Source organism: Metabacillus sp. cB07, from assembly GCF_016839225.1.
Classification (GTDB): domain Bacteria; phylum Bacillota; class Bacilli; order Bacillales; family Bacillaceae; genus Bacillus_P; species Bacillus_P indicus.
This window is the reverse complement of record NZ_CP069296.1, coordinates 675,022-698,696: the sequence shown is the minus strand read 5'-3', so window position 1 is coordinate 698,696 and position 23,675 is coordinate 675,022. Positions and strand designations below refer to the sequence as shown.

The 23,675-nt window shown below is 44.6% G+C and carries 20 protein-coding genes; 6 read left to right on the top strand and 14 right to left on the bottom strand.

From position 1 onward, the window contains the following. Positions 1-102 precede the first annotated feature (102 nt). The 7 genes from JOJ89_RS03630 to JOJ89_RS03600 all read right to left on the bottom strand — a co-directional run bounded on the left by JOJ89_RS03630 (position 103) and on the right by JOJ89_RS03600 (position 9,656). Positions 103-1,833 (bottom strand): phospho-sugar mutase, encoded by a 1,731-nt coding sequence (locus tag JOJ89_RS03630; protein ID WP_203289608.1) that lies wholly within the window; start codon positions 1,831-1,833, stop codon positions 103-105. Positions 1,834-2,064: 231 nt separating this feature from the next. Next, positions 2,065-3,735, bottom strand: a complete 1,671-nt coding sequence (locus tag JOJ89_RS03625; RefSeq protein ID WP_203289607.1) for a glycerol-3-phosphate dehydrogenase/oxidase — start codon at positions 3,733-3,735, stop codon at positions 2,065-2,067. A 147-nt stretch (positions 3,736-3,882) separates the two neighbouring features. Next, positions 3,883-5,373, bottom strand: a complete 1,491-nt coding sequence (gene glpK / locus JOJ89_RS03620; protein WP_203289606.1) for a glycerol kinase GlpK — start codon at positions 5,371-5,373, stop codon at positions 3,883-3,885. A gap of 24 nt (positions 5,374-5,397) precedes the next feature. Beyond that, positions 5,398-6,213 carry an MIP/aquaporin family protein gene (locus tag JOJ89_RS03615; RefSeq protein WP_203289605.1) on the bottom strand — a complete coding sequence of 272 codons (816 nt, stop codon included), beginning with the start codon at positions 6,211-6,213 and terminating at the stop codon, positions 5,398-5,400. Positions 6,214-6,375: 162 nt separating this feature from the next. Continuing rightward, positions 6,376-6,936, bottom strand: coding sequence for a glycerol-3-phosphate responsive antiterminator (locus tag JOJ89_RS03610; protein ID WP_029567229.1), 561 nt, complete (start codon positions 6,934-6,936; stop codon positions 6,376-6,378). Positions 6,937-7,386: 450 nt separating this feature from the next. After that, positions 7,387-8,892 carry a GNAT family N-acetyltransferase gene (locus JOJ89_RS03605; protein WP_406818037.1) on the bottom strand — a complete coding sequence of 502 codons (1,506 nt, stop codon included), beginning with the start codon at positions 8,890-8,892 and terminating at the stop codon, positions 7,387-7,389. A 101-nt stretch (positions 8,893-8,993) separates the two neighbouring features. Continuing rightward, positions 8,994-9,656: an HAD family hydrolase gene (locus JOJ89_RS03600; RefSeq protein ID WP_203289604.1), complete on the bottom strand. Its 663-nt coding sequence runs from the start codon at positions 9,654-9,656 to the stop codon at positions 8,994-8,996. 182 nt (positions 9,657-9,838) lie between these two features. On the opposite strand from JOJ89_RS03600, the gene JOJ89_RS03595 reads away from it, so the two are divergent. After that, positions 9,839-10,276 carry a disulfide oxidoreductase gene (locus JOJ89_RS03595; RefSeq protein ID WP_203289603.1) on the top strand — a complete coding sequence of 146 codons (438 nt, stop codon included), beginning with the start codon at positions 9,839-9,841 and terminating at the stop codon, positions 10,274-10,276. A 1-nt stretch (position 10,277) separates the two neighbouring features. After that, complete coding sequence (locus tag JOJ89_RS03590; protein WP_029285324.1) at positions 10,278-10,742, top strand: thioredoxin family protein; 465 nt, start codon at positions 10,278-10,280, stop codon at positions 10,740-10,742. 48 nt (positions 10,743-10,790) lie between these two features. Here the strand turns inward: JOJ89_RS03590 and JOJ89_RS03585 are convergent, their stop codons facing one another. Then, a complete protein-coding gene (locus JOJ89_RS03585) occupies positions 10,791-11,183 on the bottom strand; it encodes a DUF5365 family protein (RefSeq protein ID WP_242524693.1) in 393 nt (130 codons plus the stop codon). 165 nt (positions 11,184-11,348) lie between these two features. Here JOJ89_RS03585 and JOJ89_RS03580 point away from each other — a divergent pair, with 165 nt between their 5' ends. After that, positions 11,349-12,260, top strand: coding sequence for an RluA family pseudouridine synthase (locus JOJ89_RS03580; RefSeq protein ID WP_203289601.1), 912 nt, complete (start codon positions 11,349-11,351; stop codon positions 12,258-12,260). A 43-nt stretch (positions 12,261-12,303) separates the two neighbouring features. Here JOJ89_RS03580 and JOJ89_RS03575 read toward each other — a convergent pair whose 3' ends face one another. The 3 genes from JOJ89_RS03575 to JOJ89_RS03565 all read right to left on the bottom strand — a co-directional run bounded on the left by JOJ89_RS03575 (position 12,304) and on the right by JOJ89_RS03565 (position 14,499). Further along, on the bottom strand, positions 12,304-12,726 hold the full coding sequence (locus JOJ89_RS03575; RefSeq protein WP_242524657.1) for a GNAT family N-acetyltransferase: 423 nt from the start codon (positions 12,724-12,726) through the stop codon (positions 12,304-12,306). 17 nt (positions 12,727-12,743) lie between these two features. Next, the gene (locus JOJ89_RS03570; RefSeq protein ID WP_203289599.1) at positions 12,744-13,331 is read right to left on the bottom strand and encodes a class D sortase; all 588 of its coding nucleotides are present in this window, start codon (positions 13,329-13,331) and stop codon (positions 12,744-12,746) included. Between the two features lie 337 nt (positions 13,332-13,668). Further along, complete coding sequence (locus JOJ89_RS03565) at positions 13,669-14,499, bottom strand: aldo/keto reductase (protein WP_203289598.1); 831 nt, start codon at positions 14,497-14,499, stop codon at positions 13,669-13,671. 143 nt (positions 14,500-14,642) lie between these two features. On the opposite strand from JOJ89_RS03565, the gene JOJ89_RS03560 reads away from it, so the two are divergent. After that, positions 14,643-15,482 carry an EcsC family protein gene (locus tag JOJ89_RS03560; protein ID WP_203289597.1) on the top strand — a complete coding sequence of 280 codons (840 nt, stop codon included), beginning with the start codon at positions 14,643-14,645 and terminating at the stop codon, positions 15,480-15,482. A gap of 20 nt (positions 15,483-15,502) precedes the next feature. On the opposite strand, the gene JOJ89_RS03555 is transcribed toward JOJ89_RS03560, so the two are convergent. Then, positions 15,503-15,901 carry a DoxX family protein gene (locus JOJ89_RS03555; protein ID WP_203289596.1) on the bottom strand — a complete coding sequence of 133 codons (399 nt, stop codon included), beginning with the start codon at positions 15,899-15,901 and terminating at the stop codon, positions 15,503-15,505. A gap of 471 nt (positions 15,902-16,372) precedes the next feature. Here JOJ89_RS03555 and JOJ89_RS03550 point away from each other — a divergent pair, with 471 nt between their 5' ends. Then, positions 16,373-18,910 carry a glycoside hydrolase family 31 protein gene (locus tag JOJ89_RS03550; protein ID WP_242524656.1) on the top strand — a complete coding sequence of 846 codons (2,538 nt, stop codon included), beginning with the start codon at positions 16,373-16,375 and terminating at the stop codon, positions 18,908-18,910. A gap of 60 nt (positions 18,911-18,970) precedes the next feature. Beyond that, positions 18,971-20,749 carry a glycoside hydrolase family 66 protein gene (locus JOJ89_RS03545; RefSeq protein WP_203289595.1) on the top strand — a complete coding sequence of 593 codons (1,779 nt, stop codon included), beginning with the start codon at positions 18,971-18,973 and terminating at the stop codon, positions 20,747-20,749. A 25-nt stretch (positions 20,750-20,774) separates the two neighbouring features. On the opposite strand, the gene JOJ89_RS03540 is transcribed toward JOJ89_RS03545, so the two are convergent. Together JOJ89_RS03540 and JOJ89_RS03535 are read right to left on the bottom strand one after the other, a co-directional pair. After that, positions 20,775-22,694: a S8 family serine peptidase gene (locus JOJ89_RS03540; protein WP_203289594.1), complete on the bottom strand. Its 1,920-nt coding sequence runs from the start codon at positions 22,692-22,694 to the stop codon at positions 20,775-20,777. A gap of 349 nt (positions 22,695-23,043) precedes the next feature. Then, complete coding sequence (locus tag JOJ89_RS03535) at positions 23,044-23,634, bottom strand: NAD(P)H-dependent oxidoreductase (protein ID WP_029567222.1); 591 nt, start codon at positions 23,632-23,634, stop codon at positions 23,044-23,046. Between the last annotated feature and the right edge of the window lie 41 nt (positions 23,635-23,675).

Genomic DNA, 23,675 nt, shown 5'->3' with positions numbered 1-23,675 from the left:
AAAACTTGAAAATCAAAAATTGAGGGCACTTATATGACAGATAAACACCCAAGAAACCGCAAATAAAAAAGCCGAAAAGGAAATTCCTTTTCAGCTTTCTGCTTAGATCAATGCATGTACTTTTTTCATCAGATCTGAAGATATTTCTTCAAGCTTTTTATCACTTTCTGACAGGGTTTTTCCTTTTACACCGAAATAGAACTTCGCTTTAGGTTCTGTGCCTGATGGGCGGAGACAGAACCATGAGCCGTCTTCAAGGTAGTATTTCAGGACGTTTGAAGATGGGAGTGTGATTTCTTCTGTTTCAGAAGATGAAATGTTTAAACGGGTTCCCGCTTTGTAATCTTCAACAACTGTTACCTTCAAGCCTGCAAGCGTTTCAGGCGGCGTGCTGCGGAAGGAAGCGAGAATTCTCTGAATCTGCTCTGCTCCGTCTTTTCCCTTGAGGGTTAATGACTCAAGGCCTTCGCGGTAGTAGCCGTACTGTTCAAAAAGGTCAAGCAGGCCTTCGTACAGCGTTTTGCCCTGTTTTTTATAGTAGGCAGCAACTTCTACTCCGAGGATGGCAGCCTGAACGGCATCTTTATCGCGGGCAAAATCGCCGATCAGATAGCCGTAGCTCTCTTCATAACCAAACTGGAATGAGTATTGACCTGTGCGCTCATATTCATTGATTTTTTCTCCAATGAACTTAAAGCCTGTAAGCGTGTCGATCGTGTCTAAACCGAATGACTCAGCAACGGCACGGCCAATTTCAGAGGTTACGATTGTCTTCAGCACAACGCCATTTTCAGGAAGCTTGCCTTTTTCTTTTTTCTGGGAAAGCAGGTAGTGAAGCAGGATGGCGCCTGTCTGGTTTCCTGTCAGAACGACATATTCTCCTTCGAGATTCTTAACGGCAAGGCCGAGGCGGTCTGCATCAGGATCCGTTGCTATTAATAGGTCAGCGTCGTTTTTCTGGCCATACTGAATGGCATATTCAAATGCAGCATGCTCTTCCGGATTTGGCGATTTGACCGTGCTGAAGTTTGGATCTGGCTGTTCCTGTTCGGCAACGACTGTTACATTCTCATAGCCCAGCGCTTTAAGTCCGCGGCGAACAGGCTTGTTTGCTGTTCCGTGAAGCGGAGTGAAAACGATTTTTAAGTCTGTTTCTTTTGACAGATCAGGGTTTACCGAAATGGTCACGAGCTTATCTGTGTATGCAGCATCGATTTCTTCCCCGATCATTTTGATGAGGCCGGCAGCTTTCAGTTCAGCTTCGTCCTTTACTTCGATGCTCAGTTCATCTTCAATCGAGTTGACCTTCGCAATGACTTCATCTGCGGCAGCAGGCGGCAGCTGTCCGCCGTCTTCGCCGTATACTTTATAGCCGTTATATTCAGGAGGATTATGGCTTGCTGTAACCACGATGCCGGAAAACGCATTCAAATGGCGGACAGCAAATGAAAGTTCAGGTGTCGGGCGCAGTTCTTCAAAAACATACGTCTGAATGCCGTGGCTTGCAAGAGTTTTTGCTGCTTCCATGGCAAACTCGGGTGATTTGTGGCGTGAATCGTAGGCAATCGCCACTCCGCGCTTTTTGGCTTCTTCACCGAAAGATTCGATATAAAGAGCAAGTCCTTCTGAAGCTTTGCGGACCGTATAAGCATTCATGCGGTTTGTGCCTGCGCCGATTTCTCCGCGCATTCCGCCCGTCCCAAACTCCAAGTTTTTATAAAAGCAATCCTCGCGCGCTTTGTCGTCATTCTCCAAACCGGATAAAAGCAGTCTTAATTCTGAATCTAAATCTGTTTTGCTGTTCCAGCGCTGATAGCTTTTTTCAAAACTCATAACGTACCTCCAGTAATTTTATTTGTATGTAACACTTTCTTCATGTTTCAGACAAATCCTGCCTGATTTCGTATGTAAAAAATAGAAATACGTCGATTTCTTCGCTTATTTTAACACATCTCGAGCCTGTCTGACTTTTTATTTTTGTAAAAAAATTTCAATTTCAATATAGTTAAATTTTAGTAAAGAACATAGAAAAACTGCAGCCGTACCGGGCTGCAGCTCCAACTGTTAATTCGCTTTTCTTACTTCATCAGGTACGACTGCATCATGAATTTGCTTTTCAAGGATGCTTGTATGATTTTGTTTTTGTTCAGGAGTCCACTTCAGTTTATCAGCCATGTAGTTGATGACCCCATCTTTGTATTGCTTCGCCCAGTTAATGTCGAAATAAACAGCACCTGTTCGTCTCACAAAGAAATCTGAAGGAGTCGCCGTCATTTCCTCTGACATGCTGTAATCAATTTCAGCAAGGATGTAAACCGGCAGTCCGTATTGATCAGCCTCAGATTTTAATGCTTCCACTCTTTCAAATAGAGCATCTGCATTTGACCCATATCTTCTTGAAAGATGCTTTGCCTGCATTTCAGTCAGGCCAAGGGACATTCCCTGCTGCGTTTTAGTTTTAACAAAGGTCTCAAGGCTTCCAGAACCTCCAACGTGCCCTCCGGAGATAGGCATATTACGCGTTTTGCACGGACCGAAGTCTTTCATTCCCGCTGTTTTGAAATCTTTCACAATCATGTCGATGATGTGCTCTGCCATTTTTCTGTAGCCTGTCAGCTTACCGCCTGCAATCGTCATGAGACCTGTTTCAGACGTCCAGATTTCATCTTTTCTGGAGATCTCAGACGGATCTTTTCCATCTTCATGGATAAGAGGGCGGATACCGGCCCAGCTTGATTCGGCATCTTCAGCTTTAATGTTCAGATCAGGGAACATATAGTTGATCGATTCAATGACATAATCCCTGTCCTTCACTGTCATGCGCGGGTTTTTTGGATCTTCTTTATAAACCGTATCTGTTGTGCCGACATACGTTTTGCCGTCACGCGGAATGGCGAAAACCATGCGCTTATCCGGCGTATCAAAATAGATGGCCTGTTTCAGCGGGAATTTGCTCTGGTCGAACACAAGATGAATTCCTTTTGTCATCTGCAGGGATTTGCCTGTTTTTGATTTGTCCATCTCTCTTAATGTATCAACCCACGGGCCTGCAGCATTGATGACTCTTTTTGCGTAGACATCATATTGTTTCCCTGAAATCGTATCAACTAAATGAACGCCTACTACTTTTCCTTTATCGTAAATGAAGCCTTCCACTTTTGCATAGTTGACGGCATCTGCGCCAAAACGCGCCGCTTCTTTGATTACTTCAATTGTCAGTCTTGCGTCATCTGTGCGGTATTCAACGTAGTATCCTCCGCCTTTAAGACCGTCTTTTTTAACTAATGGCTCTTTAGCCAGAGTATCTTTAGCACTCAGCATTTTTCTTCTTTCGCCGCGTTTGACAGCAGCAAGGAAATCGTAAACGCGCAAACCGATGGATGTTGAGAACGGTCCAAAAGTTCCCCCTTTATGCATAGGCAGAAGCATCCACTCAGGCGTTGTGACGTGCGGTCCATTTTCGTATACGATGGCTCTTTCTTTTCCGACTTCGGCAACCATTTTCACTTCGAACTGTTTTAAATAGCGCAGTCCTCCATGAACGAGCTTCGTGGATCTGCTTGATGTTCCTGCTGCAAAGTCCTGCATTTCTGCCAGTGCAATTTTCATTCCTCTGGAAGCTGCGTCCAGTGCAATTCCCGAACCTGTTATACCGCCGCCGATTACAAATACATCATATGTTTCCTGTGTCATTTTATTTAAGACATCGTGTCGTTTATCGCTTGAAAAAGTCATATTTAGTACCTCCTATTATTTTCCAGAAGGGGATAAAAAAGAGACCACAACAAGCTGGTGCAGCATGACATGCATGCGCCAGTGTTGTGGCCTCTCCAAATCTCCAACCGTTCTATTAACTTGATATTAGTATATCACAGCTTTTGTTTATTTAAAAGCCTGAGCTGCATTTACTGCTTTTTTCCAGCCGCTGTAAAGCTCATCACGCTTTTCATCTTCCATATCAGGCTCGAATTGCTTATCAAGCTTCCATTGCTTTTCAATATTCGACTTGTCTTCCCAGAAGCCGACTGCAAGTCCTGCAAGATAGGCAGCGCCAAGAGCTGTCGTTTCATTTACTTCAGGACGCTCTACCGGCACTCCAAGCATATTGCTCTGGAAATCCATAAGGAAGTTATTTTTCACCGCACCGCCGTCTACACGGAGTGTTTTCAGGGAAATGCCTGAATCAGCTTCCATCGCAGTCAGAACGTCTTTTGTCTGATAAGCAAGAGATTCCAGTGTAGCACGGACAAAGTGCTCTTTAGACGTGCCGCGCGTTAAACCGAAGACTGCACCTCTCACGTCACTGTCCCAATAAGGAGTTCCAAGTCCGACAAATGCAGGAACGACATATACGCCGTCAGTAGACTCAACACGTTCTGCGTATGCCTCGCTGTCCTTTGCATCTTTAAACATGCGTAGACCGTCACGCAGCCACTGAATAGCTGATCCTGCAACGAAAATGCTTCCTTCAAGGGCATACTCCACTTTTCCGTCAACGCCCCATGCAATTGTCGTCAGCAGGCCATTTTCAGAGCGAATGGCTTTTTCCCCTGTGTTCATAAGCATAAAGCAGCCTGTTCCGTACGTATTTTTAGCCATTCCTTCTTCAAAACATGCTTGTCCGAATAAGGCAGACTGCTGATCTCCCGCTGCACCTGCGATTGGTACAGAATGGCCGAAGAAATGATATTCAATCGTATTGGCATATACTTCTGAAGACGGTTTCACTTCAGGCAGCATGGATTTCGGCACAGTCAGGTATTCAAGCAGCTCGTCGTCCCAATTCAGCTCATGGATGTTGTACATAAGTGTGCGGGAAGCATTTGAATAATCCGTAACATGCGCTTTTCCGCCCGAAAGCTTCCAAATTAGCCACGTATCAATGGTACCGAACAAAAGATCGCCGTTTTCAGCTTTTTCTCTTGCTCCTTCCACGTTGTCAAGGATCCATTTCACTTTTGTTCCAGAGAAGTAAGCATCAATTAATAATCCTGTTTTCTCTCTGAATGTATCATTGTAGCCTTTTTCTTTCAGTTCCTCACAGATGCCTGCAGTCTGGCGTGATTGCCATACAATTGCGTTATAGACAGGCTGTGATGTGTTTTTATCCCATACAACTGCTGTTTCACGCTGGTTGGTAATTCCGATCCCTGCAATCTGCTCAGGCTTTACATTTGTTTCGCTGAGGCATGTTGCAATAACTGCAAGAATTGATCCCCAGATTTCATTGGCATTGTGCTCAACCCAGCCCGGCTTAGGAAAATACTGCTTAAATTCCTTTTGAGCAATGTGAACGATTTCGCCTTGCTTGTTAAATAAAATAGCTCTTGAACTTGTTGTTCCCTGATCTAAAGATAAGATGTATTTTTCCATGATACATTTTCCCCCTCAAAAGTTTTAATAAACGGCTGAACGCTGCGCGGATTGTTTTTTCGTCATCGCATAAACAACGCAAAGCATGAAAACTAGTGCTGCAGCTACATACCAGAATGCAGTACTCATAGTACCCTTAAAAACGTAATTGTAAAAGACTGCGGCAAATGAACCTCCTGCAAGCGGCGCAACAACCGGTATCCATGCATATTTCCAGTTCGAGCTCCCTTTTCCTGCTATCGGAAGCACAAAATGTGCAAGTCTTGGTCCAAGGTCACGCGCAGGATTGATGGCATAGCCTGTTGTCCCTCCAAGCGACAGCCCTATGGCAACAACCAAAAATCCTACAATTAGAGGATTTAAGCCTTCTGTAAAAGTATTCGCTCCGATGGCAAGCAATGTAAGGACAAAAATAAATGTTCCAAGGGCTTCACTGATAAAGTTCGCAAAATAATTCGGAATTGCAGGGCTTGTTGAAAAGACACTGAGCTTCGCCCCTGGATCTTCTGTTTCCTTCCAGTGCGGCAAGTATTGCAAGTACACAAGCACTGCCCCAAGGAATGCTCCAAGCAACTGTGCAACGATGTATGATGGCACCTGGCTCCATTCAAATGATCCCGAAAAAGCAAGTGCAAATGTCACTGCCGGATTTAAATGCGCGCCGCTTATACCGCCAACGGCATATACAGCCATTGCTACACCAAATCCCCAGCCCATCGTGATGACGATCCATCCTGACTGGTGGGCGAATGATTTTTTAAGACTGACACCGGCGCAGACACCGCCTCCAAACACGATTAAAATCATTGTACCGATAACTTCTCCCCAAAAAGCAGTCATTTATAATTCCTCCAATTCTTTAAATGCACGGGAAAGAAAAAAATCCACAGCAAATACCTCTACAAAAATGTAAAGTACTGCTGTGGATCTCCGTTTCTCCGTCACATTTATTAACTTGCCCTTATGGTACATGCTAATGAAAGCGGTGTCAACAGAAATTTCTTATAGTTTTTGATAGTTTTTCCATAAATCCATTTCAGATGAAGTAACTGCCGTAGCCCCTGCCTGCAGCGCCTGATGCACCTCGTCTGACGTTTTCACAAAGCCTCCTGCAAAAATCGGAATGCCCGTTTTCTCCTTAATCTCTGCAATCAAGCCAGGAACAAGCCCCGGAAGAACCTCAATATAATCCGGCTTTGTCCTCGCAATCAGCTCAAGGCTTTTTTCAAGGGCACTCGAATCGAGCAAAAACAGCCGCTGAATCGCATAAATCCCGCGCTGCTTTGCTTTCGCAATCACATTGGACCTTGTCGAGATCAACCCCGCAGGCTTAACCTCCTGGCAGATGAACTCCGCAGCATACTCATCATGCTTCAGCCCCTGAATCAAATCCACGTGTATCAGCATTTTCTTGTTCGAAGAATTGGCTAGACGGACAATATTCCTCACCTGTCCAAGGTGTGTATCAAGAAGCACGCCGTATGTATAAGGACTGTCGAGAAACCGTTCAAACTGCTTCATATTGCGGATTGCAGGCAGAATTTGCTGGCCTTCAAAACTCATAAATCGTCCTCCTTCCATTTTTTAGTTGTTTTTATGAATAATGACATATAAGGAATGTACTATATACGGGATGACAACTCAAGGGGGCAGTGAGTGGGACATGATTTCTTTTCACTTTTGTTTGAAAGTGGTCTTACCGTTTTGTTTAGGACATTTCGTCTGTGTTTGGGCATCTGGAAAGTGTTCTTAAAGTTCGATTAGAACACTTTGCCTTTGCTTTGGCATCTGGATAATGTTCTTAAGATCCAATTAGAACACTTTGTCTATGCTTTGGCATCTGGATAATGCTCTTAAGATCCAATTAGAACACTTTGTCTTTGCTTTGGCATCTGGAAAGTGTTCTTAAGACCCGATTAGAACACTTTGTCTCAGCTCTGGCATCTGGAAAGTGTTCTTAAAGTCTTCCATAAAAAAGAGACAAAGAAAATCTCTGTCTCCAATAAATCCAAATCAGTTCTTCTTATAACGAATCCCGTACACGTCATGTCTGCGGTCTTTGAGCTGTCTGACTGTGCCGGACTGGCGCTGTCTGCGGAGGATCTCGAGGTCAACATCTCCGATGACGACCATTTCAATATTCGGATTGCACTCCCCGACGATCCCGTCTCTTGCAAACTCGAAGTCAGACGGTGCGAAAATGGCTGACTGCGCATACTGGATATCCATGTTTTCCGTTTGCGGAAGGTTTCCGACCGTTCCCGAAATAACCGTATAGATCTGATTCTCAACTGCTCGCGCCTGTGAACAGTAGCGGACACGGAGATATCCCTGACGATCTTCTGTACAGAAAGGCGTAAAGATAATTTTTGCCCCTTTGTCTGCAGCAATCCGCGCAAGCTCTGGAAACTCGATATCATAGCAGATCTGTATGGCGATTTTCCCGCAGTCGGTATCGAATACTTTAATGTCGTCGCCCCTGCTGATGCCCCACCATTTGCGCTCATTCGGCGTAATGTGGATTTTGTATTGCTTTTCAATGGTGCCGTCTCTTCTGAAAAGATAGGCCACGTTGAAAATTTTCCCGTTGTCTTCTTCAACGAAATGAGAACCGCCGATAATATTCACGTTATACTTTACAGCAAGCTCTGTAAACAGGCTGATGTATTCCTCTGTATATTCCGTTACCCTCCGGATGGCCCTGCTCGGTGATTTTTCATCCAGGAACGACATTAACTGGGTCGTAAGCAGCTCCGGGAATACCGCAAAATCAGCGGAAGCATCTGAAGCAACGTCTGTGTAGTACTCAACCTGTGTTGCAAATTCCTCAAACGAATTGATTTGCTTCATCTGATATTGAACTACGCAAATGCGCACCGGAAAAGCCGTTTTGTAATAGCGCTTTGAGGTTGGAAGGTAATCAACGTTGTTCCATTCCATCAGCGTGGCATATTTGCCCGAAGCCCTGTCATCAGGGAGATAGTTCGGATTGATCCTCATCAGCGTAAAGCCATTCAGCAGCTGAAAAGACAGAACAGGATCATAAATTTTATGCTGCTTCACTTCCTGCACATACTGCCTTGGCGAAAGCTCTTTTTCAAATTTATGATAGTTCGGGATTCTTCCTCCGATGATTATACTCTTAAGGTTCAGCCTTCTTGCTAGGTCCTTCCTTGCTTCGTAAAGTCTGTGGCCTATTTTCATCCTGCGGTAATCCGGATGCACCATGACCTCGATGCCGTACATATTGTATCCGTCCGGATTGTGGTTGGTGATGTAGCCGTTGTCTGTAATATCATCCCATGTGTGCCTGTCGTCATATTCATCAAAGTTGATGATCAGACTCGAACAAGAACCGATGATTTTGCCTTCAAATTCAGCACAGAACTGCCCTTCGGGAAAATGTTCAAGATGGCTTTCAAGATGCTCCCTTTTCCACGGAACCATACCGGGGAAACAAAGCGCCTGCATAGCCAGAATTTCATCTATGTCTTTGTCTTCAATATTTCTGATAATCATCTTTTTCTCAAATTTCGATAAGTCAATTGTATCTGTCACAAAAATCGCTCCTTTATTTCTTACCAGCAATTTATTCCCGCTAGAAACCGGTTTAAAACATGTTAACGATTTGATTGAATTTTTCTGATCACTTCTGCAAGCTCCATCTCTGCCATTGATTCAAGCCTGTGGTCAATCTCTGCAAATTCCATATGGGCCGTCACACTGTTTGGAACAATGGTGCAGAACATTCCCGCACGCTTTGCTGCAAGTGCCCCGTTTGCTGAGTCTTCAAAAGCCAGGCATTCTTCAGGCTTCAGGCCAAGGCATTCTGCCGCTTTTATGTAAAGGGCCGGGTCTGGCTTTACTTTTTCCACATCATCAGAGGTGCGGATGCACTCGAAATAATCAAATAAGTTCAGTGATTTGAGATAGGTGGAAACCCACTGATAACTGGAACTTGAGGCCAGACCGATTTTCAGTCCAAGGTCCTGTGCAGCCAGCAAGTAGGCTTCAACGCCTGGTCGCGGACCTTCTGTTTCCATTCTTTTGGCGAATTTTTCTTTTCGCAGAGCCGCCAAGTCTTCATGCACCAGCGTTTTCCCAATCTGCTCTTCTAAATACTGATACGGGTTAAAATTTGAGGATGTACCAATGACTTTTCCCCACACCTGCATCGGAAGCTCGCTCCCATGCTCCTGAAAAATTTCCTGGAGCACTTCATACTCGTGCGTTTCTGTATCCAATATCAGTCCGTCAAAATCGAAAACGATTGCTTTGATCACTGTGTGCCCCTCCTATCAAGTAGTATGTTCATTATATAACGGATTTTAAAAAGAAAGAAAATGGGGAGTGTTTGGGGAGTGATATCCGGGGCGCACCCCTATCAAAAGGCGCTTTCATTTTACAAGAATGGGCCCGGCAACTATAATATGTCGTGTAACCTTATTGATGGAGAGGCGATAGTGTGTCTGAACGAGAGAAAAAATACATAGAAAATGCTTTGTTTACCGCCTGGGGAGCGTCCTTCATTTCGATGCTCGGCAGCTTATATTTTTCAGAGATTCTCGATTTTGTTCCATGTAATCTCTGCTGGTATCAGCGGATCCTCATGTACCCGCTGGTCGTGATCCTTGGGATTGCCGTCATTAAAAAAGATTATCAGATTGCCTTTTACACGATGATTTTATCAGGCATAGGCGGAGCAATCTCCATTTACCACTACGCCGTCCAGAAGATTGATTTTATCGGGGATAATTCAGCCGCTTGCGGTATTGTCCCATGTACGGGGGAGTATATTAACTGGCTTGGATTTATTACGATCCCGTTTCTCGCATTAATCGGATTTTCAATTATTTTTGCAGCAAGCTTTACGATACACAGAAAATGGAAAGCAGGTCGATAATATGAAAAAGATCTTGATATTTGCAGGTATTTTCTTAGTCATTTTCGGAGGCTTGGCCTTTGTCACAACCTATCAGCAATCGGAAAAATCAGAAGGCAATCCATACGGCAAGGATGAGCTGAACTCCGCAACGGTTGATCAGCTTGACGATCCAAACTATCAAAGCATCATTCTTCCTGAAGAAGTAGATGAAAAAATGGACAAAAAAGAAGATTTCATCGTTTATTATTTCAGCCCGACATGCTCACACTGCAAACGGACAACTCCTGAACTTATGCCTGCAGCTGATGATGCAGGTGTTGAAATCGGACAGTTCAACCTTCTTGAGTTCGAAGACGGCTGGCAAAAATACGGCATCGAATCAACGCCTACTCTCGTTAAATACGAAAACGGAAAAGAAGTTGACCGTGTAGTCGGATATAACGACGGGGCTTTCTTTAAAGACCTGTTCAGCGAATGGAAATAAACGATCAACGCAAAAAGGGGACACAGCCGTGTCCCCTTTTTTCATTCCTTACACAATCCACTTATTCGCCGGCTTTCCGTACTTGCTCACTTCCTCAGCTTTTTCCCTTGAAGCCAAAAAATGATCAAATGTCAGCGGAAGTTTGTAGCCGTACTTTTTTAAAATGCTGATATTGCGGTTATACAAATTCCGCTGTTCGTCCCCCTGCTGATCATCTAAATGATCCAGAAGCGCCGTCAGCGCCTGAAGACTCGACATGATCTGAAAGGCTTCTTTCAGAGTTCCGTTATAGTGGAGGTCTTCTGAATGGGGTTTCAGTACTGAAAGTTCATCAAGCTGATCAATCGTTTCATCAGAGAAATACCGCGGAAAAATGTCTTCGTACATCGTTTGAATCAGCTCTTCAATGTAATGCTCCTGTTCCTCGGTTGATGCAAACACAATCCTCAAATCTATTCACCTCTTTGCTGCTCACTCTTTGTCTTACTACAACTTTAACATAGCTCCAAACCGCTAAGCAGAGGTAAGTGTTTCCGTTTATAGCTTGGACATCCAAATAGATGGTTTAGTATACTTGAAGAACTACTCACAGTTGGGGGACAAAGAATGAAACGCAAAGGCGAATGGCTGATATTACCTGTCAAGAAAGAGTGGGCGGGAGTGTCACTTCAGCAAATGGTAAAAGAAAAACTTCATGTTCCGAAAGGACTTGCCCATAGTTTCAGAATCAACAAAGATGTCAAAGTGAATGAGAAAGACACGGACTGGACGCAGCCGCTGAAAGAATCGGATTCCGTTATGATACGGGTATTTCAAGAAGAGGATTGCGGCACCGCTGCTGAATATATGGAGCTTGATTTTTTATACGAGGATGATCATTTCCTTATTGTGAACAAGCCGGCAGGGATGGACACTCATCCGAATGAGCCGTCTCAAACGGGGACTCTTGCAAACGGGATCGCTTTCCATTTTCAGATGAACGGCTTATCACGGAAAATCAGGCATATTCACAGACTCGACCGGGATACATCAGGTGCCGTCGTTTTTGCGAAACATGCCTTGTCGCATGCGGTGCTTGACCGGCTGCTTGAAGAACGAAAAGTAAAGAGAACCTATACGGCCGTAGTCCAAGGCGAAGTGAAGCAGAAAAAAGGCAGCATCGATCATCCAATTGGAAAAGACCGGCACCACCCGTCCCGAAGGAGAGTTTCACCGGGAGGACAACCAGCTCTTACGCATTTTAAGCGCGAAGGATATACCCGTAAATTTGATGTATCTCTATTGAAGCTGCAGCTTGATACAGGCAGAACACACCAAATCCGTGTCCATGTCAGCCACATCGGCTTTCCGATTGCGGGAGATGTCCTGTACGGCGGCAATCAGAATCTTATTCGCAGACAGGCGCTTCATGCATCGGAAATATCCGTCATGCATCCATTCACAGGTGAAGAAATTGATGTCTCTGCTCCGTTTCCTGAGGATATGAGAGACCTGCTTGTGCGGCTGGAGTTTCTTTAACAAAAAAAAAAATGCTCCGGATACCTTGTCCGGAGCATTTTTTTTACAGCTTTTTATTAAAAACGTGACTTACTCTGTCAAAGCCCATCTTTTCTTCATAAAACCGGTGTGCGTCCTTCCGCTGATTGCCTGAACTCAGTGAAATCATGCCGCAGCCGGATTCTTTCGCAAGCTCTTCTATATGGTGAAGAAGTTTTTCCCCGTACCCCTTGGATCTTGAAGCTCCGTCCGTCACAAGGTCATAGACGTAAATGTGCTTTTCATTATAGAAGTTCGTCAGTTCGATGATGCCTGCCAGTCCTTTTATCTTGTTTTCATCATACAGGGCAAGCAGCCTGTAGCCCTGTTTCTGCATAGGCTCAAGCAGCCCCAGGTAATCCTCTTCGCTCAGATTCACCCGCAGCTGGGACATGACAGGGTAGGCTTCTTTAAATTCTGCATCTGTTTTTAATTCTCTAATGATCAAGCTGCCTCTCTCCAATCTCATTCCGCTTTTTCAGCATAAATAATATACCTCTCCGGTGCGCTTCCGACGAAACTGAATGGATAGCACGTTGTCAGGATCAGTTCTTCTTTTTCATTTTGAAGAGTAATCACGCTGAGGTCATCGGCATCGACGATTTTTGTCGATTTGATGCGGTATTCAAATTCTCCGTAAGGCAGGGCGACAACAAGCGAGTCGCCTATTTTCAGCTCCCCGGCTTTTCTGAAGACCGTGTCTCTGTGTCCGGAAAGAACAATCTGCCCGTTTTCATTCGGGTAATAGCTGCCTTTGTAGTGTCCGACTCCCTTGGCCAGGTCATCCGGGTCTGTCCCTTCGACGATTGGCAGCTCGGCGTCAAGCCGATCAATTTTCAGAATGCCGACAGCATCGCCTGTTTCAGCCTCGTACCGGTTTTCCTGAGTCGGCATTTCCGTTTTGGAGCTTGCAGAGGCTTTGATGATGGCTTCTGCATCCGCAAGAGACTGATTCGTTTTAAGGTGGGTTTCTGCAATCTGAAAGCCCCCGTAGCCTGTCAAACAAAGTCCGGCAGCAATTAATAGTATCGGAAAAAATGATAATTTCTTCATTTAGCCGGCACGTCTCCTTTTACTGTTTCATCCATTTTGATTATATCAAATTTGAAAAATTCGGACATGGATTTTTCTCAATTTTTATAAGATAGCGCCATAAGCATGCGTTACTGCACTACCCGTTCCTTTCCGCTCCAGTCACTTGCTTTCCGCGGGGAGTGCCTGAAGCTTCCTCGCTGCGCTTGCGGGATCTTCAGTGCCCTCTTCATCCCGCAGGAGTCAAGTGCCTTCCGCTGCAATCCACTGGAGTTTACCGAGTTTACACGAAACCTTATTACGAAAAAAAAGCATAAAAAAAGACTGTTCATCAAGAACAGCCTCATTCAGCATACAATTAAAAATCAAAGTTATCCGGATCCGGACCTACACGCTCGTCGCGGTTTAAGCCGTCGATGCGTTCCATGTCTTCTTGTGTCAATTCGAAATCAAAGATGGCTGCATTGTCGTAAATGCGGTGCTCTTTCACTGATTTTGGAATGGTGACTACGCCATTTTGAAGATCCCAGCGCAAGATGACCTGAGCGACAGACTTGCCGTGTTTTTCTGCAATTTCTGTCAGTGTCGCGTCGTCTAGCAGTTTGCCCTGCATAAGCGGTGACCATGCTTCAAGCTGAATGCTGTTTTCTTTGCAGAAAGCATGAAGCTCTTTTTGAGTCAGGCGCGGATGGTATTCCACCTGGTTTACCATAGGAACGATTTCAGCGTCTTCCATGACATCTTTCAGATGGTGAACCTGGAAGTTGCTTACGCCGATTGCTTTTACTTTTCCTTCTTTGTAAAGTGTTTCAAGAGCTTTCCATGTTTCCTTGTACTTGCCTTTGACCGGCCAGTGAACAAGGTAAAGATCAAGATACTCAAGACCAAGCTTTTTCATGCTTTCGTCAAATGCTTTAAGGGTAGAATCATAGCCCTGATCAGCATTCCATACTTTAGTCGTAATGAAAAGCTCTTCGCGCGCGATGCCGCTTTCTTTGATGGCTTGTCCCACGCCCTCTTCATTTCCGTAAATTGCAGCGGTATCGATGCTTTTATAGCCTGCTTCGATTGCCCATTTAACAGAGTTTACAACCTCATTTCCGTCTTCCACTTTAAAGACGCCAAGGCCAAACCAGGGCATTTTCACTCCATTATGTAAAGCTGTTGTATCCTGCAGATTTTTTGCCATTGTTGTATCTCCTTTCTGAAACTCAGAATAACCCTATTATCTGATAAACTTCGGCAAAATCCAAAAAATATGCTTCATTTTTTCTTTTTCCTGCTCCCTTTTGCTAAAATGAAGAAAAAGCCAGGGAAAGGGCGCGGTGAACGGTGGAAACAAAGGAACAGCTTCTTGCACGTTTAAAAGAAATTGAGGAATGGGAAGACGATCAGAAAGGCCTGTTTTTCTGGGAGAAAATCGGCCGGATTCCTTTTAAGATTCTTGATAAACTGACGCCGGCATTTATTCAAAAGAAAATCGGCGTCCTTCTTGATGAGCTCGGAAGCTTCATCCAGGGCGGCGGAAAATACTTAACTCAGAAGAACGGTATGCTGAAAAAGATGCAGCAGCTCGTGCCTGATAAAACAATTGAAACAATTGATGACCTGAAAACCGTCCCCTTGAATGTCATGAACATTGTAAGCGGCGACCTGAAAACAAACAGGGGAAATGTCGCGACCGTTCAGGGAGCAACGACCGGGTTTGGCGGAGTTTTCACTCTTGCCGTGGACATCCCTGTCATCCTTGGTCTTTCACTGAAAACCCTGCAGGAAATCGCGGTCATCTACGGCTATGATCCTGATGTAAAAGAGGAGCGCATTTTCATCGTGAAATGCCTGCAGTTTGCCTCTGCCGACGTAGTTGGAAAAGAAGCGATTCTAAACGAACTTTCAAGCTATTATGGACGCAGCGCAAAGCCTGCGGACATGCTTTCAAAACTGCAGGGTTGGCGGGAGGTTGTCTACACATACCGTGACCATTTCGGCCTGAAAAAACTTCTGCAGATGGTCCCTGTAGCCGGCATGCTTTTCGGCGCCTATACAAACCGTTCAATGATCAAAGACATTGCTGAAGCAGGCATTATGCTCTATCAGAAAAGAAGAATTCTTGAAAGACTGGAAACAGAATCTCCATTCGTTATAGAAATTGAAAAAGGAACTCAAATGTGAGTTCCTTTTTTCATGCCGCATTAAAAGAAAAGTGCATCCAGTGAATAAGCACCTGCACCTGTAAGGGCAACGCCGACAGCCACCGCAAGAAGTGTCAGGTTCAACTCGTAGCCGTTGTTTGAAGCCCAGAAGCCATTCGGTGCATGAACTTTGAATATCGCAACAAGCATCGTTCCTGCCAGCGCAGCACCTGCAAGCGGTGTAAACAAGCCGGCTGCAAAGAGCGCTCCTCCTGCAAATTCTGCAAGTCCCGCAATCAGCGCCATGGCAACGCCCGGCTTAATGCCGATCGATTCAAAAAATCCCCCAGTCCCTTTCAGTCCGTGTCCCCCGAAAGAGCCGAACAGTTTTTGTGCCCCGTGAGCCATAAATGATAATCCGACAACAAGACGAATCAGTAAAAGTCCTAAATCAAGCATGCTAATCATCCTTCACAAATTATTTTTAATTCGAGATATATGACTAAAAAAATTTGCCCTCTTTACCATATATGCGGCAAAGAGATGAATAATACTTTTAATTAAAATATCTTGAATTCAAAGTAATTATATGACCAATTTGTAATACTGTCAATCCGTTTTGTAAATTTCCTGAGGATTATTTTTATGAAAAACCCGCTTGTAAACGCTCTATGTGACATTTGTTACATGTCATGTGTGTTATGGCCTGTTTTCTGTCATATATGAAAAACACCTGGACAGATTGATTCATTTTCATTTTTTTCTGTTACCCTTTTCACAAAGTTTCATGATCGCTTACATTCCAGTAATAGCAGCGTGCCTGGGCACATGGACTCTCTCATGTTTCAAGTTTTATGGGGGTTGCCTGTATATACAACTTTTCTCTATAGTTTTCATGTGCCATACACACAAAAATTTCAAAGAGGTGACATGATGCAACAATCGAAAAATATGAAGCGTACTGTATTTGCTTCCGCACTTGCAGTAGTCATGGCTTTTTCAGGCTTTGCACCAAGCGCATCAGCCGTAACTCAGCCGGAAGCTGATACGCCGCTGAACAAAGAGAACCTTCAGAAGCTTGCAGTTAAAGGCATGAAGCGCCTGAACAACGGCGTCAAACTTGATCTAGGAACAAACGATGCATACATACGTATCCTTGATGAAGATCTTGCTAAGGTAACCGTCCTTGAAAAAGGCGAAAAAGAAAAGGAAACACCGGCCATCTCCAAAAAAGACTGGAAAACCCCAAGATTCTCTGTAAAAGATAAAAAAGATCACTACGAACTTCGTACAAAAGAACTTATTATTCATATTAAAAAATCTCAATTCGGCGTCAAATTCATGGATGAAAAAGGTAATGTCATCAATGAAGACTACATGAACAACGGTTCGGCCGGCTATGAAAGCGGAAAGCCGTATGTCATGAAGAAAACAAATCCTGACGAGAACTTCTACGGATTCGGCGAGCAGTCGGGCCTTGAAGTCAACAAACGCGGCAAAAGCATCGGAATGTGGAACACAGATGCCTACGCCTATAACAAAGATACAAAATACTTATACACAACGATTCCATTCTTTATCGGCTTGAAAAATGAACGTGCCTACGGAATTCTTTTTGACAACTCCCACCGTTCTTATTTTGAAATGGCCTCTGAATCTGATGACTACTACTACTTCTACGCTAATGGCGGAGACTTGAGCTATTACTTCATGAACGGCCCGGAAATTTCAGACGTTCTTGACCGCTACACAGAACTGACTGGAAAAATGGACGTTCCTGCAGAATGGTCTCTTGGCCTTCACCAAAGTAAATGGGGCTACACAGCTGACGAAATTCTGAATGTGGCAAAAACATACCGCGAGAAAGAAATTCCGCTTGATACGATGCACTTTGACATCGACTATATGGACGGATACCGTGTCTTCACTTGGAGTGAAGAGTACAAAAACGCTCTTAAAACACTTAAAACAATGCCTGGATTCAAAGCAATCGCCATCAACGACCCGGCGGTGAAACAAGACGAAAACTATCAAATGTACCAGGAAGGCACAAAAAATGATTTCTGGGCAAAGAATGCTGACGGCACTCCGTTCATCGGACCTGTCTGGCCTGGAGACTCAGCTTTCCCTGATTTCTCTAAAGAAGAAGTTCGTGAATGGTGGGCAGGCAAGCACAACATTCTGTTTGACCAGGGAATTGACGGCATCTGGAATGACATGAACGAACCTGCTGTATTCCTTGATGATGAAAAACACAATCATACAATGCCTCTTGATTCGTACTTTGGCTATGAAGACAACAAAATCATCCATACCGAATACCATAACCTGTATGGACACGACGAAGCAGACGCTACGTACCGCGCTTGGGAAAAACACAAGCCAAACACTCGTCCTTTCGTTTTAACACGTGATATGTTCGCAGGATCGCAGCGCTATGCCGCACTTTGGACTGGCGATAACGTAAGTAACTGGGAACACCTTGAAATGTCTCTTCCTATGAACATGAACATCGGCATGTCCGGTATTTCTTTTGTAGGAAATGACATCGGCGGATTCGCGCAGCGTCCTGATGCAGAGCTGTTCGCACGCTGGATTGAGGTTGGAGCGTTCCTTCCATTCTCACGCATTCATTACGATAGTGATGCAAAAGCAGAAGTGAAGCAAGGTCAGGAACCTTGGGCTTTCGGACCTGAAGTTGAAGGCATCAGCAAGAAATACATTGAAATGCGCTACAAGCTTCTTCCTTACCTGTACAACGCATTCCAGGATTCTGCAGAATCAGGATCACCTGTTCAGCAGCCTCTTGTTTATCAGTTCCAGGAAGATGAAAACACATATGACATCAGCGACCAGTTCATGTTCGGAAATTCCCTGATGCTTGCACCTGTTGTCAAACAAGGTCAGATAAGCCGTGACGTTTACCTTCCGGAAAATGAAACTTGGGTTGACTACTGGACAGGAAAAGAATACACAGGCGGCCAAACGATCAGCGTTTCTGCTCCGCTTGAGCACCTTCCGATCTTTGTGAAGAAAAACTCGATCGTTCCAAACCGCGATGTACAGCAGTACACAGACGAAAAGCCGCTTACGGACCTGATTCTTGATACGTACCTGACTGATAAAGCAGAGTACAGCTTCTATGAGGATGACGGCAAAACACTTGACCATGAAAACGGCGAGTATAACGAAACAAGCCTGAAAGTGGAAAAACGCGGAAAAGACATCGTCTTCAAACAGAAGAAACTTGTTGAAAACTATGATTCCAAGCTTGAGAAATACACATTGAAGCTGAATAACACGGCTAAACCTAAAGAAGTAAAAGCAGGCTCTGCAAAATACAAAGCAGCTGCAAGCATGGATGAAATGACAAAAACATCCCGCTCATACTTCTATGATGCAAAAGCCAAAAAGCTCTATGTAAATATCCCGGTTGAAGAAAAAAGGGATGTAAGAATCAAGCAATAAATTAAAAAAGGGGGACTGGCTGTTCATTAGCCGGTCCCCTTTTCTATCAAGGGTGAAAACATGAGAAAAAAACTTCTTTTGCTGCTGTCTCTCCTGTGCTGTCTTTTGGCTATTTTCCTCTATAAGAATAACCAGAGCACTCCCGTTCCGGAAAAGAAGGAAAGATCGGACATCACTGACATCCACACAGACAAAGCAAGATACGAACCCGGAGAGCCTGTCAGGTTTGAGGCATCACTTGCAGAACGCTCCGCCAGCAGCCTTACTATTACTTATATGAAACTGAATAAGAAAATCAAAACCCAGACCGTACCTGCCGAAAACGGAAAAGCCGTCTGGTCCTGGAAGCCTCCCGAGGATGATTTTAAAGGCTACCTCGTAAAGGTGCAGTCCGAAAAAGAAGCTAAAACCATCGCAGTCGACGTTTCAAGCAGCTGGTCTGTTTTCCCCCGCTACGGATTTCTATCCGAATTTGGCGATGTCAGTGGAAAAGAAGCCGCTTCTGTGCTGAAAAAGCTGAATCGTCACCATATAAACGGCATCCAGTTTTACGACTGGCATTACGAACATCATCAGCCGCTGAAGATGACAGAAAACGGACCTTCCCCTGAATGGCAGGACATTGCAGGCAGAAACGTTCAACTCGAGACGGTTAAACATTACATTGAGATTTCTCATGAATACGGAATGAATGCCATGGCCTACAACCTTCTGTACGGAGCGTTCAGCGGAGCAGAAAAAGACGGGGTCAAAAAGGAATGGATGCTGTTTAAGGATCCGCACCAAAAGGAACCTGACTTTCACCCTCTCCCTGATGACTGGAAAAGTGATGTCATCCTTGCAAACTCCAATGACCGCAGCTGGCAGGATTATCTGATCGGCAGGCAGAAGCAAGTCTATCAGGCTCTTGATTTTGATGGCTGGCACATCGACCAGCTCGGGGACCGCGGAGCAGTGTATGATTCTCAAGGGAAATCTGTTAATCTCGCAGACGGCTTTGATGAATTTATCCACTACGCTAAATCACAATCACCTGAAAAACGAATTGTGATGAACGCCGTCAATCAGTACGGCCAGGAGAATATATCGTCAGCTCCGGCGGACTTTTTGTACACAGAAGTCTGGGATCCTTTCAAAAACTATGGTGATCTGAAGAAAATCATTGACGACAACAGAACCATGTCAGACAGCAGAATGAACACCGTCCTTGCTGCCTACATGAACTATGACCTTTCAGATAAAAAAGGCACATTCAACCCGCCAGGCATCTTTTTAACAAACAGCGTCATTTTCGCAAGCGGCGGAGCCCATCTGGAGCTTGGCGAGCATATGCTGTCAAAAGAATATTTCCCCCATCATCAGCTGAAAAGTGATCATGAGCTCTCAGAAGGCTTAATTCGTTATTATGATTTTCTGACAGCCTATCAGACTCTTCTCCGCAGCCGGGATTTAAAAGAAACGGAAAATGAGATTGAGAGCCGTTCAGATGTAAAGATTACCTCTGTTCCAGAAAAAGGAGCGGTCTGGTCGTTTGCCAAACAAAACCGCCATCAGAAGATGCTCCATTTTATTAATTTTACGGAAGCGGACTCCATGGAATGGCGGGATACATCAGGCACGCAGCCGGAGCCTGCGCTTCGCAAAAACGTGTCCATCCGTTTGTCTGAACCCAGGAAGATCAAAAACATCTGGATGGCAAGTCCTGACGCGAAAGAAGGAATTCCCCAGACTGTTTCTTTTACTCAAAAAGGCAACAATGTCATCATGACTTTGCCTTCTCTGAAATATTGGAGCATGGCTGTTATTGAATATAAAAAAGAAAACGAGCGTCTTCAATGAAGACGCCCGTTTTTTTGTCTATCTATCACTGAACAACAGCAAAAGAGAAATCCTGTGTTCCCGTCGGCACGTTGTATGCCTGTACTTCAATGGTATACGTTCCGGCTTCAGCACTTGGAAGGATGACTGTTTCCACGTTGTTTCTTCCATCCCACTCACTATTATAAGGAGACGTAAAGTCGTTTCCTGTATAGGTTTTTCCGCTCGGAGATTTGATGACAAGATCCAAATCGTTCACAAGGGAAACCGAGGCAGATGGGTTACCTGGGTAATCCGTCCACGCAAGGGCGATTCTAAGCGGTTTTCCGCTGACTGCATTAAAGCTGTATGCGGCTTTCTCGCTAGTTCTCAGTGCTTTTGTTTCATTTACAAAGGCAACTTGTGCAGACTTGTCCATTGTTACCCGGCCCCATCCCTGATTTCCGTTTGGATAACCTAGACCTGTGTCCTGTGCACCTGCAATAAAGGCAGCCTTAATTAAGGACGGCTTCGGGGTGATGCCTTTATTTTTAATAAAATGCTCGCGGAGAAGAGCTGCATTTCCCGCAACGAGCGGTGTCGCCATTGACGTTCCTCCCATATAGGCATACTTGCTGTTATACGTCGCCCAGAAGTTTGCATCCGGCGCAAGTGAAGAACGTGTTGAAAGAATAAACGTTCCAGGGGCCACGATGTCAGGCTTTACACGTCCGTCGGAAGTTAATCCTCTTGATGAGAACGCGGCAATGTGGTTAATGTTGTCCGCATACGTTCCGAACGAAGGACGGTTATTTTCAGAAGCACCGACCGTAATCGCATTTTTAGCTGTTCCCGGTGTACTTAGCGTTTTCGCATTGGGACCTTCATTGCCCGCTGCAAAAAGCACAGTCATATCGTCATTATTGTAGACATATTCATCCACCTGCTTTGATTCAAGCGTATACGCGCCGTTTACAGGAGCTCCCCATGAATTTGTATGAATGCGCGCACCTGCACTGTAGGCTTGTGAAAACAGCGTGTTCAGGTTGCTCGGAAGTCCTCCGAGCCCGCCGCTTGCATCCATAATAGACTGGAAGACAAGACTTGCTTTTGGTGCCATCCCTTTAAACTGTGCATCTCCAAGAACAGATCCTGCAACGTGCGTTCCGTGGCCGTCCGGATCACTTGAATTGTTCGTTCTGCCGAGGGCATACAGAGCTTTGATTTTCCCGCCTTGGAATGCTTCGTGCATCGAGGAATCATTTCGTCCTGTATCAAGACCCGTATCTGCAACCGCAACCGTCTGGCCTGCACCTGACAAACCGTATGTGCTGCTTGCAGTTGTTGTTTTCATAATGCCTGCGGCGACATCATTGTGCAGCTGAAATGTATTTGACTTGCCGACAAACAGGGTATCCTCGCGGCTTGCCAGTTCAATAATCTCATTCAGCGTTCTTTTTGCAAACTTCTTCTTATTTTTAGCTGTATCCTTCAGCTCAACATCAAGGAGCTTTCCAAATCCCTCTTCAACGAGAGCGGGATCCAATTTATATAATGGGAGATAGGCTGTAATCGATGAAATCTCCTGCTTTTTCTTTAAAGCTTTTACTGCGCTCTTCTCTGCTTTCACAACAAATGCAAAATCCGGCACATACTCCATGATTTCGGCGCCCGCATCCGTAATAGCCGCACGGTCTGCCTCTGTCACAGGTCCATTAAGCTGAACCACATACAGCGAATTTTTTGCACTTGCCTCAAGCTTCTTTAAAACGCTCTTTGGAAGCTTGTCTGCATAGCTGTCCATCTTGAACATCGCTTTGCCGCCTGTCCTGTACTCACTGCTGTACGATGATACCTGACTTGCTTTTAATTCCTGCAGCTGCCCGTTCATTTGTGCAGCAGACGCATTTCCGTCAGGCAAAAATACAAGACTTCCCGCCAAACAAACCGATGCTGCCAAAGCCGTCATTTTAACATTCTTCCCCAAACTCGCTCAGCTCCTCAACAATCCTATTCTAGAAGAATTTTCTTGCTCTTCTATTCTCTACTAATCTATCACATGAAAGCAGAACTGTTTATTGGGAAATAGACCTCTATATTTAAAAATAATAGAAGTATATTGCAAAGGTTTTCACAACATAAAAATCCTACTGCAGAACCTGTTGCGGAAGACAGGACTGAGACTTTGGACAGGAAAAGTGCTTCTCTTTACTCTGTTAAACTGGACGAAAGGTTTATGTTCATGACTATTTTTGTGTTTTAAGTAGGAAAACCGTAAGTGGGGAAGAATTTTTTTCTAAGCAAACCAAAAAGACCTCTCGTATAAGAGGCCTTCCCTACTGCTGCTGTCCCACCATTTCAACAACTTCCTTCACTTCATTCAGCATGACTTTTCTCGTTTCTTCATCAATGTATTCGACACTATACAGAAACTTATGGGCCAGGACCTCGATACCGCAGAAGTCCATAATACCGATATCAAAAGCCGCCTGCATGGCCATGGTAATTTGAGGCGGCTTAAGCACTTTTTCAGGCAGTCCGGTTGTCTGAAAAATGAGGGCCTGTTTGCCCTTAAGCAGTCCGACCGGCCCTTCATCTGAATATCTGAATGCAAATCCGTTCGTAAACACTCTGTCAAAATAGCCTTTCATGATCGCTGGCATTCCAGACCACCATGTAGGATAAACAAAAACAAGAAAATCAGCCCAGGTAATGTCTTTCTGTTCAGCCTGTATATCGGCAGGTATTTTATCCTGGTAAAAGTGCGAGTAGCTGTTTTCAGTTAAAACAGGATTAAAATTCATCCGGTACAAATCGCGTTTGCGCACATTATACTGCTTGTCTTTGAACTCCTGTTCGGCAGCGTCGCAAATAGCCGCATTGTAGCTTTCCGGATTTGGATGCGCAAGAATAATCAATACATTCATTTTTTTCTCCTGAATAGCTTTTTTACTAGTATTTACTAGAG

Excerpts from the sequence above, each read along its gene's own strand:
- JOJ89_RS03535 (WP_029567222.1), bottom strand. The coding sequence starts at position 23,634 with ATGAATGTATTGATTATTCTTGCGCATCCAAATCCGGAAAGCTACAAT.
- JOJ89_RS03590 (WP_029285324.1), top strand. The coding sequence starts at position 10,278 with ATGAAAAAGATCTTGATATTTGCAGGTATTTTCTTAGTCATTTTCGGA.
- JOJ89_RS03555 (WP_203289596.1), bottom strand. The coding sequence starts at position 15,901 with ATGCTTGATTTAGGACTTTTACTGATTCGTCTTGTTGTCGGATTATCA.
- JOJ89_RS03550 (WP_242524656.1), top strand. The coding sequence starts at position 16,373 with ATGATGCAACAATCGAAAAATATGAAGCGTACTGTATTTGCTTCCGCA.
- JOJ89_RS03625 (WP_203289607.1), bottom strand. The coding sequence starts at position 3,735 with ATGACTTTTTCAAGCGATAAACGACACGATGTCTTAAATAAAATGACA.
- JOJ89_RS03545 (WP_203289595.1), top strand. The coding sequence starts at position 18,971 with ATGAGAAAAAAACTTCTTTTGCTGCTGTCTCTCCTGTGCTGTCTTTTG.
- JOJ89_RS03610 (WP_029567229.1), bottom strand. The coding sequence starts at position 6,936 with ATGAGTTTTGAAGGCCAGCAAATTCTGCCTGCAATCCGCAATATGAAG.
- JOJ89_RS03565 (WP_203289598.1), bottom strand. The coding sequence starts at position 14,499 with ATGGCAAAAAATCTGCAGGATACAACAGCTTTACATAATGGAGTGAAA.
- JOJ89_RS03630 (WP_203289608.1), bottom strand. The coding sequence starts at position 1,833 with ATGAGTTTTGAAAAAAGCTATCAGCGCTGGAACAGCAAAACAGATTTA.
- glpK (WP_203289606.1), bottom strand. The coding sequence starts at position 5,373 with ATGGAAAAATACATCTTATCTTTAGATCAGGGAACAACAAGTTCAAGA.
- JOJ89_RS03615 (WP_203289605.1), bottom strand. The coding sequence starts at position 6,213 with ATGACTGCTTTTTGGGGAGAAGTTATCGGTACAATGATTTTAATCGTG.
- JOJ89_RS03605 (WP_406818037.1), bottom strand. The coding sequence starts at position 8,892 with ATGATTATCAGAAATATTGAAGACAAAGACATAGATGAAATTCTGGCT.
- JOJ89_RS03580 (WP_203289601.1), top strand. The coding sequence starts at position 11,349 with ATGAAACGCAAAGGCGAATGGCTGATATTACCTGTCAAGAAAGAGTGG.
- JOJ89_RS03570 (WP_203289599.1), bottom strand. The coding sequence starts at position 13,331 with ATGAAGAAATTATCATTTTTTCCGATACTATTAATTGCTGCCGGACTT.